A 12,549-nucleotide genomic window follows, 5' to 3' on the forward strand; every position below is an offset into this window, starting at 1 on the left:
GATGCGGCGCGAGACGATCATCAACGCGGGCCTCGCCGCGGGGCTTCTGGCGATCCCGCTCTGGGCGCATGTCACGGGCGAGATCTTCACCATCACGCTGGCCACCCGGGTGGCGATCCTCGCGCTCGCGGCCGTGGGGCTGAACCTCGCGCTCGGGCTCGGCGGGCTCGTCTCCTTCGGGCACGCGGCCTATTTCGGGCTGGGCGGCTACGCGATGGGGATTCTCGCCTTCCACGCACAGACTTACGATCCGATCTTCACCTGGCCCTTCGTGTTCGAGGGCACCAAGCAGATGCTGGTGATCTGGGCGGTGGCGCTCGTCGCCTCGGGGCTCGCGGCGGCTCTGATCGGGATGCTCACGCTGCACACTTCGGGCGCCTATTTCATCATGGCGACGCTCGCCTTCGGGCAGATGTTCTACTACCTCTTCGTGAGCTGGCCGAAATACGGCGGCGAGGACGGGATGGCGATCTACGTCCGCAACGACTTTCCGGGGCTGAACACGCTCGACCCGATCCAGTTGTTCGTGATCTGTTACGCGCTCCTGATGGCGGGCCTCTTCGTGAGCTGGCGCATCGCGCGTTCGCCCTTCGGGCTCGCGCTTCAGGCGGCGCGGCAGAACGCCGAGCGGGTCGAGACGGTGGGCATCCGGCCCTTCCGCATCCGCCTCGCCGCCTTCGTGATCTCGGGCATGATCACCGGGCTCGCCGGGGCGCTGATGGCCGATCTGAACCGCTTCGTCGGCCCCACGATGTTCAGCTGGCACACCAGCGGCGAGATCATGGTCCTCGTGATCCTCGGCGGTGTCGCGCGGCTTTACGGGCCCGTCGCGGGGGCGGCGCTCTTCGTCCTGCTCGAGCACTGGCTGGGCGGCGTCAGCGACTACTGGCTGGCCTTCGTGGGCGCGCTCCTGTTGCTCGTCGTGCTCTTCGCGCGCGGCGGGCTCATCGGCTCGCTCGCGGGGCGGGAGGTCGCGCATGACTGAGCCCGTCCTCGAGATCCGCAAGCTCAGCAAGAGCTTCGGCGCGCTGCGGGCGAGCCGCGACATCAACCTGACCCTGTTGCCGGGCGAGATCCACGCGCTGATCGGGCCGAACGGCGCCGGTAAATCCACGCTCATCAAGCAGATCGCCGGCAACATGGCGCCCGACGCGGGCGAGATCCGCTTCCTCGGGCGGGACGTGACGGCGCTCGACACCGTCGGCCGCGCGCGGATGGGGCTGGGGCGGAGTTTCCAGATCTCCTCGGTGATCGCGGAGTTCACGGTGCTGCAGAACGTGGTGCTCGCGCTGCAGGGCGCGCGGGGCACGTCGTATCACCTCTTCCGCGCCGTGCTGAAGGACCGCGAGATGACCGCGACGGCCCGCGCCGCGGCCGGGCGCGTGGGCCTCGACGACCGCCTCGCCGTCCGGGCGCAGGACCTGAGCCACGGCGAGCGGCGCAAGCTCGAGATCGCGATGGCGCTCGCGCTGGCGCCGCGCGCCTTCCTGCTCGACGAGCCGATGGCGGGCATGGGCGCGGAGGGCGCGGCGGAGATGACGCGCCTTCTGGATCGGTTGCGCCACGAGGCGCCGATCCTGCTGGTCGAGCACGACATGGACGCGGTCTTCAGCCTCGCCGACCGGATCAGCGTGCTCGACTACGGCGAGATCATCGCCAGCGGCACGGTGGAGGAGATCCGCGCCGACCCCGTGGTGCGCCGCGCCTATCTCGGCGACGACGCGGAGGCGATCTGATGGCGCTTCTCGCGCTCGAGGGGATCGAGGCCGCCTACGGCGCGAGCCAGGCGCTCTTCGGCGTCGATCTCGCGCTCGGCGCGGGCGAGGTCGTCGCGCTCATGGGCCGCAACGGCATGGGCAAGACGACGACGATCCGCGTGGCCTGCGGGATGATGCCGGCGCGGGCGGGGCGCGTGACCTTCGAGGGACGCGACATCACGCGGTGGCCTGCGCACCGGGTCGCGCGGCTCGGCGTCGGGCTGGTGCCCGAGGGGCGGCGCTGCTTCGCGCCGCTCACGGTGGAGGAGAACCTCCTCGCCGCCGCGCGGCCGGGGCCGTGGGACCGCGCGTCGGTGGCCGAACTTTTCCCCCGGCTCGCGGAGCGGCGGGACCAGCGCGCCGCCTCGCTCTCGGGCGGCGAGCAGCAGATGCTCGCCATCGGGCGCGCGCTGATGACCAATCCGCGGCTCCTGATCCTCGACGAGGCGACCGAGGGCCTCGCGCCGGTGGTACGCCAGGAGATCTGGCGCGCGATCGCCCGGCTCAAGGCGGAGACCGGCCTCGCGCTCCTCGTGGTGGACAAGTCGCTGAAGGAGCTCGCCCGCGTCGCCGACCGCGCCGTGATCCTCGAGCGCGGGCGCACCGTCTGGCAGGGCGGGATGGCCGATCTTGGGCGCGACGTGACCGATCGCTACCTCGGCGTCTGACCGACGCGCGACGGCCCGCCGACGACGCCCGCGTCGAAGAGCCGCCCGATCTCGCCCGAGCCGAGGCCCGCGACGTCGGCGAGCACCTCCTCGGTGTGCTCCCCGAGCTCCGGCGCGGGGGCGGGCGCGTCGCGCTCGGCGGCCGAGAACTCCAGCGGGCTCGCCGGGACGGGATAGGTGCCGATGCCGGGCTGCGTGAGCATCGAGAACATCGGGTTCTCGGGCGAGAGGTCCGGGTCCTCGTCGAGCGCGGTGCGGAAATCGCGGAAGATCGACCATGTGACGCCGTGGGCGTCGAAACTCTCGGCGAAGTCGGCGACGGCGCGCGCGGCGAACCACGGCGCGAGGATCTCGGTGATCGCGTGGCGGTGACGGAAGCGTTCGCCCTCCTTGCCGAGATCGGCGCCGAGGCGCGCGGCGAGGCGGTCCATCGCCTCGCCCGTGCCGGTCGCCTTCAGAAGGCCCTGCCACTGCCGGCGCGTGAGGCCCACGACCATCACCCGCCGCCCATCGGCGCAGAGGAAATCCTGCCCGTAGGCGCCGTAGAGCGCGTTGCCCGCCTTCGGCCGGCTCTCGCCCGTGAGCGCCGTCTCGCCGATGATGCCGAGGTGGCCGAGCATCGCCGCCGCCACGTCCTTCAGCGCGACCTCGACCTGTTGCCCGCGCCCGGTCTTGAGGCGCTGGCGCTCGGCGGCCAAGAGGCCCGCGACGGCGAGATTGCCGGCGATGCAGTCCCAGGCCGGCAGGACATGCGCCACCGGCTCGGTGGAGCCCTCCGGCCCGGTCGTGTCGGGAAAGCCGAGCGAGGGGTTCACCGTGTAGTCCACCGCCGGCCGCCCGTGCCGGTCGCCGGTGAGCGTGAGCATCACGAGGTCCGGGCGGTGGCGGCTGAGGCTTTCGTAATCCATCCAGCCGCGCACGCGCAGGTTCGTCAGGAAAAGCCCCGCGTCCTCGCCCGGCGCGGTGACGATGCGGGTGACGAGCTCGCGCCCCTCGGGCGATTTCATGTCCACCGCGACCGAGCGCTTGCCCTTGTTGAGCCCCGCCCAGAAGAGCGAGCGCCCGTTGGGCGCGACGGGCCAGCGCTTCGCGTCGAGCCCGCCCTCGAGCCGGTCGAAGCGGATCACGTCGGCGCCCATCTGCGCCAGCGTCATCCCCGCGAGCGGCACGGCGACGAAGGCCGAGCCCTCGACGACGCGCATGCCGGTCAGAATTCCCATGTCACTCCCCCCACTCCGCGGTCGCCCGCATGGTCATGTGTCCCTCCGCCGCCGCGGCGCAGAGGGCGAGCCCCGGCCCGTCGTCCTCCGCCCAGGCGAGCGCGCGCATCGGCGCCCCGGCGAAGAGCGGATGCACGCCGCGGAAGCGGAAGCGGTCCGGCGCGCGGCCCCCCTGCGCCACGGCGAGCGCCATCAGACAGAGCGCCTGCATCGGCCCGTGCACGACGAGGCCGGGGTATTTCTCCACCTCCTGCGTATAGGGCAGGTCGTAGTGGATGCGGTGCGCGTTGAAGGTGGCCGCCGAGAAGCGGAAGAGCCGCGTCTCGGGCATTGGCAGGGTGAGCTCGGCCTCCGGCGCGGCGGGGGCCGGGGTCTTCTTCGGCGGCGTGAAGCGGTCGGGCATCGGCATGTAGACGATGTCCTGCCGCTCCTCGACGGCGAGGCCCGCGGGGCCGTGGAGCGCGTGCTCGACGGTGACGAAGACCATGCCGCCGCGGTCGTTCTCGACCTCGCGGATGCCGGCGATCGTCGAGCGGCGCGTCACCGTGTCGCCCACGCGCAGGGGCGCGTGGAAGGTCAGCGCGCCGCCCGCCCACATGCGCCGCGCGTAATCGATGGGCGGCAGGAAGCCGCCGCGCTTCGTGTGCCCGTCGGGGCCGAGCCCGTCCATCGGCGCGGCCGGGTGAAAGAGCGCCCAGTGCCAGAGCGGCGGCAGGGGCGCGCCCGCCTCGGGCGGGGCGGGCAGCGCGCCGGGCAGGTCCGAGAGCGTCGCCGCCAGCATCGAGAGCGCCGCGGCGCTCGCCATGTCCTGATCCTCCCGCGTGCGCCCGATCCAGCCCTCGACCTCGTCGCGTGCCATGCCGCCCCTCTCGTCCGTTGCGGGGCCTGCATAGCGGAGACAGATTGTGTCGCCTAGGAATACTTATGTGCACAGATATTGCGCGCACTCAGGCCCGGACCGGAGGCGGCGCCCCGCCGGCGCGGAGGCCGGCGGGATCTTGTGCCGCTGCTCGATGGATCGGTGCCTGACGGGCGGAGGCCCGATAGGACTGTCGCGGCGCGCTTGGCGCCCCGTGGTGGATGCATGGCGTCAGCGGGGGCGGGCGCGGGCCTAGGCCGGGCGTGCGCGCGGCTCAGCGTCCCCAGCTGCGCACCGGACCGCAATCCATGTGCACGAAGTCCGAGGCGGTGTATTTGCCCACGCCGCCCGCGCGGCAGGCCATCGCGGCGCGCGCCATCTGGCTCACCGAGCGCGAGCGCAGGTGCAGATCCGCCGCCTCGCCGCGCATGTGGCGCGAATTCTTCGCCACGCCGGAACTGCGGCGGCGGAGCATCGCGTTGGTCTCCGGGCTGCGATAGCCCGAGACGAGGGTGTAGGGCTCAGAGGTGTCGAGCATCTTGTGCGCGGCGGTCATCAGGTCGATGGTGCGCGGGTCGATCGCCTTGACCTCGCCGTTGCGCCAGTCGCGCATGAAATGATTGATCTCGGCGATCGCCTCGGGGATGTACTCCCCCTCGATCCAGTAGATGGTATCGATCCGCTCCCCTGTGCGGCCGGAATACATGCGGAGGCGGCGGATGTCGCCGGCGCCGCGCAGGAACCCGGCGGCGTTGGCGAAGCCCGGTGCCGCGGTGATCGTCGTCGCGGCGAACCCGGCCAACAGGCCGCGGCGCGTCACCGCGCGGGCGCTGGAGTCATGCGTCATGATGGTGCCTGTCCTGTCTCGTCTGCCCTGCCGCGACGTTGCGCGGCGCTGTTCGTCGTCCCCGATTGGGAAGAAAGATTGCATAAGCGTCATGTGCACAGAAAGCCCGATTCGGTCTAAAATCCCGTAAAGAGGCGTGGTCGGCGGGAATCTGCCCAAGCGAGCCCGGTTGCCGAGCGTTGCAGGGAAGTCGCGCGCAAGCCCGAAGCCGGGCCGCGCCGGAACTTGTGAATGGACAGCGCCGCGCCCGCGCGGCTCAACGGGGGTGCTACTCACCGCCGACGCCCGAGGGCGCCGGCCCCAGACCGGAGCGAACGCCATGCCGCTGCCAGCCACGCTGTCCCTGCCGCTTCGCCGTCTGCGGGTGGCCGCGCTCGTGCTGGCGCTCGCGGCGCCGGTCGCGGCCGCCGAGCCGGCCGGCGTGGCCTTCAGACAGGCGCTGGCCGAGGCGGTGGCCGAACGCCCCGTGGCGTCGGAGGTCTATCGCGACCGGGCCTTCGCGCCGATCTGGACGGCCGACACCGCCGCGGCCGAGCGCCGGCGCGCGGCGCTTTTCGAGGCGTTGCGCGGCCTGCCGCTGCACGGGTTGCCCGCGGCGGACCTCGACGGGCTCACGGCGCGCATGGCGGCGGCGCGCACCGCGGGCGATCTCGCCCGGGTGGAGGCGGCGCTCACCGCGCAGTTCCTGAGCTACGCGCGCCGGCTCGGGGCGGGGCTGCTGACCCCCTCCGAGATCGACACCGACATCGAGCGCACCGCGCCGCGGCCCGATCTCGCCGCCGCCTTGCGCGCGGTCGCCGGGGCGGAGCGCCCGGCGGTCCACCTGCGCGGCCTCGCCCCGCAGAGCGCGGAATACACGCGGCTGATGAAGGCGCGGCTGGAACTCGGCGAGATCGTGCGCGCGGGCGGCTGGGGGCCGGAGGTGCGCGCCCGGCGGCTCGAGCCCGGCGACAGCGGCGCGCAAGTGGTCGCGCTGCGCGACCGTCTGATCGCGATGGGGTATCTCGGGCGCACCGCCACCGCGCGCTACGACGCGGCGGTGGTGGAGGCGGTGCGCCGCTTTCAGGAGGCGCACGGCCTCGAGGTGGACGGCATCGCGGGCGGGGCGACGCTGCGCGCGCTCAACACGCCCGCCGAGGCGAGGCTGCGCTCGGTCCTCGTCGCGCTGGAGCGCGAGCGCTGGCTGCCCCGCGAGCGCGGCGCGCGCCACATCCTCGTCAATCTCACGGATTTCTCGGCGCGGATCATGGACGACGGCAAGGTGACCTTCCGCACCAAGGCCGTCGTCGGCGCGCGGAGCCCGGCGGGCAAGCACACGCCCGAGTTCTCCGACGAGATGGAGCACATGGTCGTCAACCCGTCGTGGTACGTGCCGCGCTCCATTCTCGCGCGCGACTACCTGCCCAAGATGAAGCGCGACCCGAACGCCGCCGCCTACCTGCAGCTCATGGACGGCGGCGGCCGCGTGGTCAGCCGGAGCGCGGTCAACTTCAACGCCTACAACGCGCGGAATTTCCCCTTCAACGTGCGCCAGCCCCCGGGGCCGCGCAACGCGCTCGGGCTGGTGAAGTTCATGTTCCCCAACGAACACGCGATCTACCTGCACGACACACCGGAAAAGCACCTCTTCGACCGCCACACCCGCACCTACTCGAGCGGATGCGTCCGCCTCGAGGAGCCCTTCGAGTTCGCCTACGAGCTGCTGCGCCCGCAGACCGACGACCCCGAGGGCCTCTTTCACTCGGTGCTCGAGACCGGCCGCGAGACGCAGATCGATCTCGACCGCCACGTGCCCGTCCACCTGATCTATCGCACCGTGCGGGCGCGGCCCGACGGTCGCCTCGCGTTCCGGCCCGACATCTACGGCCGCGACGCGAAGATCTGGACGGCGCTCGCCGCGCGGGGGGTGGCGATCGCGGACGCGGAGGGCTAGGGGTGACGCCGCACGTCGTGCGGAGATGACATGGCCCACACCCTCGGAAAGCTCGCCAAGGCGCTCGGCCTCGTCGCAGAGGGCGACGCCACGCTGCCGATCGTCGGCGCCGCGGAACCCGCGGAGGCTGGGCCGGAGGAACTCGCCATCGCCTCGACGCCGGCCTACGCCGAACGTCTGAGCGAGGGCCGGGCGCGCGCCGCGCTCCTCTGGGACGGCGCGGACTGGCAGGCGCTGGGGCTGTCGGGCGCGATCTGCCCGCCGCGCCCGCGCTTCGCGATGTCCGGGCTGACCGCGGCGCTCGACCGCGGCCCGGGCTTTCCGCCGGGCCGGCACCCCTCGGCGGTGATCGACCCGCGCGCCGAGCTGGGGCCGGACGTCACCGTCGGCGCGCTCGCCGTGATCGAGGCGGGCGCGCGCATCGGCGCGCGCACGGTGATCGGGCCGCAGGCCTACGTCGGCGCCGGGGCCGAGATCGGGGCGGACGGCCTCGTGCGCGAGGGGGTGCGCATCGGCGCGCGGGTGAGGATCGGCGCGCGGTTCGTCGCGCAGCCCGGCGCGGTGGTCGGCAGCGACGGCTTCTCCTTCGTCACGCCGGAGGAATCCGGGGCCGAGCGCGCGCGCGCTACCCTCGGCGCCGAGGACGCGCCCGCGCCCGCCGCCCAGAGCTGGGCGCGCATCCATTCGCTCGGCGCGGTAAGCATCGGCGACGACGTGGAGATCGGCGCCGCCACCTGCATCGACCGCGGCACGATCCGCGACACGGTCGTGGGCGACGGCACCAAGCTCGACAACCTCGTGCAGATCGCCCACAACGCGGTGATCGGGCGGGATTGCGTCTTCGCCGGGCACTCGGGCGTCGCCGGCTCGGCGCGCGTGGGCGATCACGTGGTCATGGGCGGGCAGGCGGGCGTGGCCGACAACGTGACCGTCGGCGCCAACGTGGTGATCGCCGCGGGGACCAAGGTTCTGTCCAACGTGCCGGCGGGGCGCGTGATGATGGGCTATCCCGCGACGCGCATGGAGACGCACGTCGAGAGCTACAAGGCGCTGCGCCGCCTGCCGCGCCTCGCGCGCGAGATCGCGGCGCTCAAGAAAGCTGTTTCAAAGCCCGGCGCGAGCGACTAGATCGGGCGGCGCAGATGGACAGCGAAGGGATCGGCAGGATGACGGACGTCCGCGACAAGGTGATCGGCATCATCGCGGAGCAGGCCGTGCTCGAGCCCTCCGACGTGCGCGCCGACGCGACGCTCGAGGATCTCGGCATCGACAGCCTCGGCCTCGTCGAGAGCATCTTCGCCATCGAGGAGGCCTTCGACATCTCCGTGCCCTTCAACGCCAACGCCCCCGAGGAGAGCGATTTCGACATCTCCTCGGTCGACGCCATCGTCGCCGGGATCGAGCGGCTGATCGCCGAGCAGCACGGGCGCGCGGGCGGCGCATGACCACTGGACTGCGCCGGGTGGCGATCACCGGGGCGGGGACCATCAACCCGCTCGGACACAGCGTGCCCGCCACGCTCGAGGCGATGCGCGAGGGGCGCTGCGGCATCGGCCCGCTCGAGATCCGCGACGTCGACCGCCTCGCCGTGCGCATCGGCGGGCAGGTGCGCGACTTCGCCGCCGAGGCGCATTTCAACCGCCAGCAGCTCGCCCTCTACGACCGTTTCACGCAGTTCACCCTGATCGCGGCGCGCGAGGCCATCGCGCAGGCCGGCCTCGACTTCGCCGGCGAGCTCGCGGCGCGGTCCGGCGTGGTGCTCGGCACCGCGGGCGGCGGCGTCGGCACCTGGGACGAGAACTACCGCCACGTCTACGAAGAGGGGAAGAACCGCGTTCACCCCTTCGTCGTGCCGAAGCTGATGAACAACGCGGCCGCCAGCCACGTCGCGATGGAGTACAACCTGAAGGGCCCGTCCTTCACGGTCTCCACCGCCTGCGCCTCCTCGAACCACGCCATGGCGCAGGCCTTCCAGATGGTGCGCCTCGGCATGAGCCGCGTGATGGTCACGGGCGGCTCTGAATCCATGCTCTGCTTCGGCGGCGTGAAGGCCTGGGAGGGGCTGCGGGTGATGAGCCGCGACGCCTGCCGCCCCTTCAGCGCCAACCGCAACGGCATGGTGCAGGGGGAGGGGGCCGGCGTCTTCGTCTTCGAGGACATGGAGCACGCGCAGTCCCGCGGCGCCGAGATCCTCGCCGAGGTCGCGGGCTTCGCCATGAGCTCCGACGCCGCCGACATCGTCATGCCCTCCAAGCAGGGCGCGGCGCGCGCGATGGCCGGCGCCCTGCGTGACGGCGGCATCGACCCCGCGACCGTCGGCTACATCAACGCCCACGGCACCGGCACGCTGGCCAACGACAAGACCGAATGCGCCGCCGTCGCCGACGTCTTCGGCGCCCACGCCGACCGGCTGATGATCTCCTCCACGAAGTCGATGCACGGCCACCTGATCGGCGGCACCGGCGCCGTCGAACTCCTCTCCTGCATCATGGCCGTGCGCGACGGCGTCGTCGCACCGACCATCGGCTACGAGGAGCCCGACCCCGAATGCGCGCTCGACGTGGTCCCCAACGCCGCCCGCGAGGCCGAGATCGAGGTCGCCCTCTCCAACGCCTTCGCCTTCGGCGGCCTCAACGCCGTCCTCGCCCTGCGCCACATCTGAGCCGCGGCTGGGCGGCGCGGCCTTGCGGCCGCACGCCTTCTGGCACCGCGTGCGGGCGAGGGGCGCTGCCCCTCGCGCTCCCCGGAGTATTTTTGCCAAGATGATGGGAACGCCTGACAGGGTCCATCCTCTTGGTACAAATACTCCGGGGGTGAATTGGCCGTCAGGCCAAGAGGGGGCAGCGCCCCCTGCCGCGGCGCGTCGCGTCAGCGACCGCGCCAGATCCAGCCGCCGCCGAGCACGCGGGTCCCGCCCGTCGCGTAGAAGACGCAGGCCTGCCCGGTGCTCACGCCCTCTTCGGGCGAGAGGAGCTCCACCTCCGCCTCCGTCTCCGAGAGCGGGCGCAGGATCGCCTCCGACGGCGCGCGCGTCGAGCGCACCTTGACCGAGATCTCGCGCTCGGCCGTGTCGGTGAAGCCGCCGTCGCCGATCCAGTTCACCTCGCGCACGGGGACCCGGCGGGTGGCGAGCATCTCCTTGGGGCCGACGATCACCCGGCGCGTCTCGACGTCGAGCTTCACGACGTAGAGCGGCTCCGAGAGGCCGCCGATGCCGAGCCCGCGGCGCTGGCCGACGGTGTAGTGGATGATCCCCTTGTGCTCGCCCAGAACCCGGCCGTCGGCGTGCACGATCTCGCCCGGTTCGGCCGCGCCGGGGCGCAGTTTCTCGATCACCGCGGCGTAGTCGCCGTTCGGCACGAAGCAGATGTCCTGGCTGTCGGGCTTCTCGGCCACCGGGAGTCCGTAGCGCGCGGCGAGCGCGCGGGTCTCGTCCTTCGAGGCGAGGTGGCCGAGCGGGAAGCGCAGGTAGTCGAGCTGCTCGCGCGTGGTGGAGAACAGGAAATAGCTCTGGTCGCGGGCGCCGTCGGCGGCCATGTGCAGCTCCGGCCCGGCGGGGCCCGCTTCGCGGCGGATGTAGTGGCCGGTGGCCATGCAGTCGGCCTCGAGATCCTTCGCCGTCTCGAGCAGGTCGCGGAACTTCACCCGCTCGTTGCAGCGGATGCAGGGCACCGGCGTCGCGCCGCCGAGGTAGCTGTCGGCGAACTCGTCGATCACCGCCTCGCGGAAGACGTTCTCGTAGTCGAGCACGTAATGCGGGAAACCGCGCGTCTCGGCGACGCGGCGCGCGTCGTGGATGTCGCGGCCGGCGCAGCAGGCGCCCTTCTTGGCGAGCGCCGCGCCGTGGTCGTAGAGTTGCAGCGTCACGCCCACGACGTCGTAGCCTTCCTCGGCGAGCATCGCGGCGACGACGGAGCTGTCGACACCCCCCGACATCGCCACCACCACGCGGGTCTCCGCCGGCGGCTTGGGCAGGCCGAGGGAATTCAGGGGCTGTGCGGCGTCGAGCGACATGATCGGACCTTTCGGAAAGTGCGCGGAATATAGGAAAATCCGCCGCATTCTCAAGGCCGCGTTTCAGGCGGCGTTAAGGCCTCCGGGCAAGTCTCGTGCCGAGCAACCCGGAGGAGCCCAATGTATCTGCGCAAGGTGAAGGGCCCGCGCGCCGTGACCCTGCCCGACGGCCGCGTGATGACGCGCGCCGACCTGCCGCCGCCGGACACCCGGCGCTGGGTCGCGTCGCGCAAGGCGGCGGTGATGCGTGCGGTGCGCCATGGCCTCATCACGCCCGAGGAGGCCATGGCGCGCTACGCGCTCAGCGAGGAGGAGCTCGCGGAATGGATGCGCGCCACCGAAAGCGGCGGCGAGAACGCGCTTAAGGCGACGAAGAGGCGCAACAACAACTAAAGGTTGAAAAATATATCGAAGGAGCTAAGCTTTCCGGGCGTAACGCTGGGTTAACCTTTTTTGTTCACCTTGCGTTTCGATGCCGAGCGAAGAAGCGGAGGGCCGGGATGCGCGTGCTGCTTGTTGAAGATGATCCGACGACCTTGAAGAGCATCGAGTTGATGCTGACCCATGCCGATCTGAACGTCTACGCGACGGACCTCGGCGAGGAGGCGGTCGATCTGGCCAAGCTCTACGACTACGACCTGATCATTCTCGATCTGGACCTGCCGGACATGACGGGCCACGACGTGCTGCGGCAGTTGCGGCTCGCGCGCATATCGACGCCGATCCTGATCCTCTCGGGCTCCGACGACACCGACAGCAAGCTCAAGGGCTTCGGCTTCGGCGCGGACGACTACCTGACAAAACCCTTCCACCGCGAGGAACTCGTGGCGCGCATTCACGCCATCATCCGCCGCTCGAAGGGGCATTCGCAGTCGATCATCCGGACGGGCCGGATCGCCGTGAACCTCGACGCCAAGACCGTGGAGGTCGACGGCAAGCCGGTGCACCTGACCGGCAAGGAGTACCAGATGCTGGAGCTTCTGAGCCTGCGCAAGGGCACCACGCTGACCAAGGAGATGTTCCTCAACCATCTCTACGGGGGCATGGACGAGCCGGAGCTCAAGATCATCGACGTCTTCATCTGCAAGCTGCGCAAGAAGCTCGCCGAAGCCACGGGCGAGGCGAGCTGCATCGAGACGGTCTGGGGCCGCGGCTACGTCCTGCGCGACCCCGAGCCCGCGCCGGTCGCGCCCGGCGCCGCCGCCTCCGGCTCCGTCGCGGCGAGCGCGTGAGGGCCGCGCGGGGCGGCGG

At 71.6% G+C, this 12,549-nt stretch carries 13 protein-coding genes; 9 read left to right on the plus strand and 4 right to left on the minus strand.

What is annotated here, in order from left to right; translation table 11 throughout:
* Nucleotide 1: 1 nt before the first annotated feature.
* Genes DRV84_RS07190 through DRV84_RS07200 form a run of 3 tightly spaced genes read left to right on the plus strand, consistent with a single transcriptional unit; the run spans nucleotide 2 to nucleotide 2,425 of the window.
* Nucleotides 2-985: a branched-chain amino acid ABC transporter permease gene (locus DRV84_RS07190; RefSeq protein ID WP_115979210.1), complete on the plus strand. Its 984-nt coding sequence runs from the start codon at nucleotides 2-4 to the stop codon at nucleotides 983-985.
* A complete protein-coding gene (locus tag DRV84_RS07195) occupies nucleotides 978-1,736 on the plus strand; it encodes an ABC transporter ATP-binding protein (RefSeq protein WP_115979211.1) in 759 nt (252 codons plus the stop codon). Before DRV84_RS07190 ends, DRV84_RS07195 begins: the two co-directional genes overlap by 8 nt.
* The gene (locus DRV84_RS07200) at nucleotides 1,736-2,425 is read left to right on the plus strand and encodes an ABC transporter ATP-binding protein (RefSeq protein WP_115979212.1); all 690 of its coding nucleotides are present in this window, start codon (nucleotides 1,736-1,738) and stop codon (nucleotides 2,423-2,425) included. The genes DRV84_RS07195 and DRV84_RS07200 overlap by 1 nt, the downstream gene beginning before the upstream one ends.
* Here DRV84_RS07200 and DRV84_RS07205 read toward each other — a convergent pair.
* From DRV84_RS07205 to mepK, 3 genes are all read right to left on the minus strand, one after another.
* A complete protein-coding gene (locus DRV84_RS07205; RefSeq protein ID WP_192881404.1) occupies nucleotides 2,410-3,645 on the minus strand; it encodes a CoA transferase in 1,236 nt (411 codons plus the stop codon). The genes DRV84_RS07200 and DRV84_RS07205 overlap by 16 nt on opposite strands.
* A 1-nt stretch (nucleotide 3,646) precedes the next feature.
* Nucleotides 3,647-4,504, minus strand: a complete 858-nt coding sequence (locus tag DRV84_RS07210) for an HTD2 family dehydratase (RefSeq protein ID WP_115979213.1) — start codon at nucleotides 4,502-4,504, stop codon at nucleotides 3,647-3,649.
* A 274-nt stretch (nucleotides 4,505-4,778) separates the two neighbouring features.
* Nucleotides 4,779-5,351, minus strand: a complete 573-nt coding sequence (gene mepK / locus DRV84_RS07215; protein ID WP_115979214.1) for a peptidoglycan L,D-endopeptidase MepK — start codon at nucleotides 5,349-5,351, stop codon at nucleotides 4,779-4,781.
* A 319-nt stretch (nucleotides 5,352-5,670) separates the two neighbouring features.
* On the opposite strand from mepK, the gene DRV84_RS07220 reads away from it, so the two are divergent.
* Genes DRV84_RS07220 through DRV84_RS07235 form a run of 4 tightly spaced genes read left to right on the plus strand, consistent with a single transcriptional unit; the run spans nucleotide 5,671 to nucleotide 9,946 of the window.
* Nucleotides 5,671-7,284 carry a L,D-transpeptidase family protein gene (locus tag DRV84_RS07220; protein WP_115979215.1) on the plus strand — a complete coding sequence of 538 codons (1,614 nt, stop codon included), beginning with the start codon at nucleotides 5,671-5,673 and terminating at the stop codon, nucleotides 7,282-7,284.
* Between the two features lie 30 nt (nucleotides 7,285-7,314).
* Nucleotides 7,315-8,412, plus strand: a complete 1,098-nt coding sequence (gene lpxD, locus DRV84_RS07225) for a UDP-3-O-(3-hydroxymyristoyl)glucosamine N-acyltransferase (protein ID WP_115979216.1) — start codon at nucleotides 7,315-7,317, stop codon at nucleotides 8,410-8,412.
* 38 nt (nucleotides 8,413-8,450) lie between these two features.
* Nucleotides 8,451-8,729 carry an acyl carrier protein gene (locus DRV84_RS07230; protein ID WP_115979217.1) on the plus strand — a complete coding sequence of 93 codons (279 nt, stop codon included), beginning with the start codon at nucleotides 8,451-8,453 and terminating at the stop codon, nucleotides 8,727-8,729.
* An 8-nt stretch (nucleotides 8,730-8,737) separates the two neighbouring features.
* The gene (locus tag DRV84_RS07235; RefSeq protein ID WP_115979264.1) at nucleotides 8,738-9,946 is read left to right on the plus strand and encodes a beta-ketoacyl-[acyl-carrier-protein] synthase family protein; all 1,209 of its coding nucleotides are present in this window, start codon (nucleotides 8,738-8,740) and stop codon (nucleotides 9,944-9,946) included.
* Between the two features lie 206 nt (nucleotides 9,947-10,152).
* Here DRV84_RS07235 and mnmA read toward each other — a convergent pair whose 3' ends face one another.
* The gene (mnmA, locus tag DRV84_RS07240; protein ID WP_115979218.1) at nucleotides 10,153-11,298 is read right to left on the minus strand and encodes a tRNA 2-thiouridine(34) synthase MnmA; all 1,146 of its coding nucleotides are present in this window, start codon (nucleotides 11,296-11,298) and stop codon (nucleotides 10,153-10,155) included.
* Between the two features lie 120 nt (nucleotides 11,299-11,418).
* Here mnmA and sciP point away from each other — a divergent pair, with 120 nt between their 5' ends.
* Nucleotides 11,419-11,691: a CtrA inhibitor SciP gene (gene sciP, locus DRV84_RS07245; protein ID WP_115979219.1), complete on the plus strand. Its 273-nt coding sequence runs from the start codon at nucleotides 11,419-11,421 to the stop codon at nucleotides 11,689-11,691.
* A 107-nt stretch (nucleotides 11,692-11,798) separates the two neighbouring features.
* Complete coding sequence (gene ctrA / locus DRV84_RS07250; protein ID WP_115979220.1) at nucleotides 11,799-12,530, plus strand: response regulator transcription factor CtrA; 732 nt, start codon at nucleotides 11,799-11,801, stop codon at nucleotides 12,528-12,530.
* Nucleotides 12,531-12,549: the final 19 nt, after the last annotated feature.

Source organism: Rhodosalinus sediminis (genome assembly GCF_003385555.1).
Classification (GTDB): Bacteria; Pseudomonadota; Alphaproteobacteria; order Rhodobacterales; family Rhodobacteraceae; genus Rhodosalinus; species Rhodosalinus sediminis.

Coding starts and splice junctions, on each gene's coding strand:
- DRV84_RS07190 (WP_115979210.1), top strand. CDS start 2: ATGCGGCGCGAGACGATCATCAACGCGGGCCTCGCCGCGGGGCTTCTG.
- DRV84_RS07195 (WP_115979211.1), top strand. CDS start 978: ATGACTGAGCCCGTCCTCGAGATCCGCAAGCTCAGCAAGAGCTTCGGC.
- DRV84_RS07200 (WP_115979212.1), top strand. CDS start 1,736: ATGGCGCTTCTCGCGCTCGAGGGGATCGAGGCCGCCTACGGCGCGAGC.
- DRV84_RS07205 (WP_192881404.1), bottom strand. CDS start 3,645: ATGGGAATTCTGACCGGCATGCGCGTCGTCGAGGGCTCGGCCTTCGTC.
- DRV84_RS07210 (WP_115979213.1), bottom strand. CDS start 4,504: ATGGCACGCGACGAGGTCGAGGGCTGGATCGGGCGCACGCGGGAGGAT.
- mepK (WP_115979214.1), bottom strand. CDS start 5,351: ATGACGCATGACTCCAGCGCCCGCGCGGTGACGCGCCGCGGCCTGTTG.
- DRV84_RS07220 (WP_115979215.1), top strand. CDS start 5,671: ATGCCGCTGCCAGCCACGCTGTCCCTGCCGCTTCGCCGTCTGCGGGTG.
- lpxD (WP_115979216.1), top strand. CDS start 7,315: ATGGCCCACACCCTCGGAAAGCTCGCCAAGGCGCTCGGCCTCGTCGCA.
- DRV84_RS07230 (WP_115979217.1), top strand. CDS start 8,451: ATGACGGACGTCCGCGACAAGGTGATCGGCATCATCGCGGAGCAGGCC.
- mnmA (WP_115979218.1), bottom strand. CDS start 11,298: ATGTCGCTCGACGCCGCACAGCCCCTGAATTCCCTCGGCCTGCCCAAG.
- sciP (WP_115979219.1), top strand. CDS start 11,419: ATGTATCTGCGCAAGGTGAAGGGCCCGCGCGCCGTGACCCTGCCCGAC.
- ctrA (WP_115979220.1), top strand. CDS start 11,799: ATGCGCGTGCTGCTTGTTGAAGATGATCCGACGACCTTGAAGAGCATC.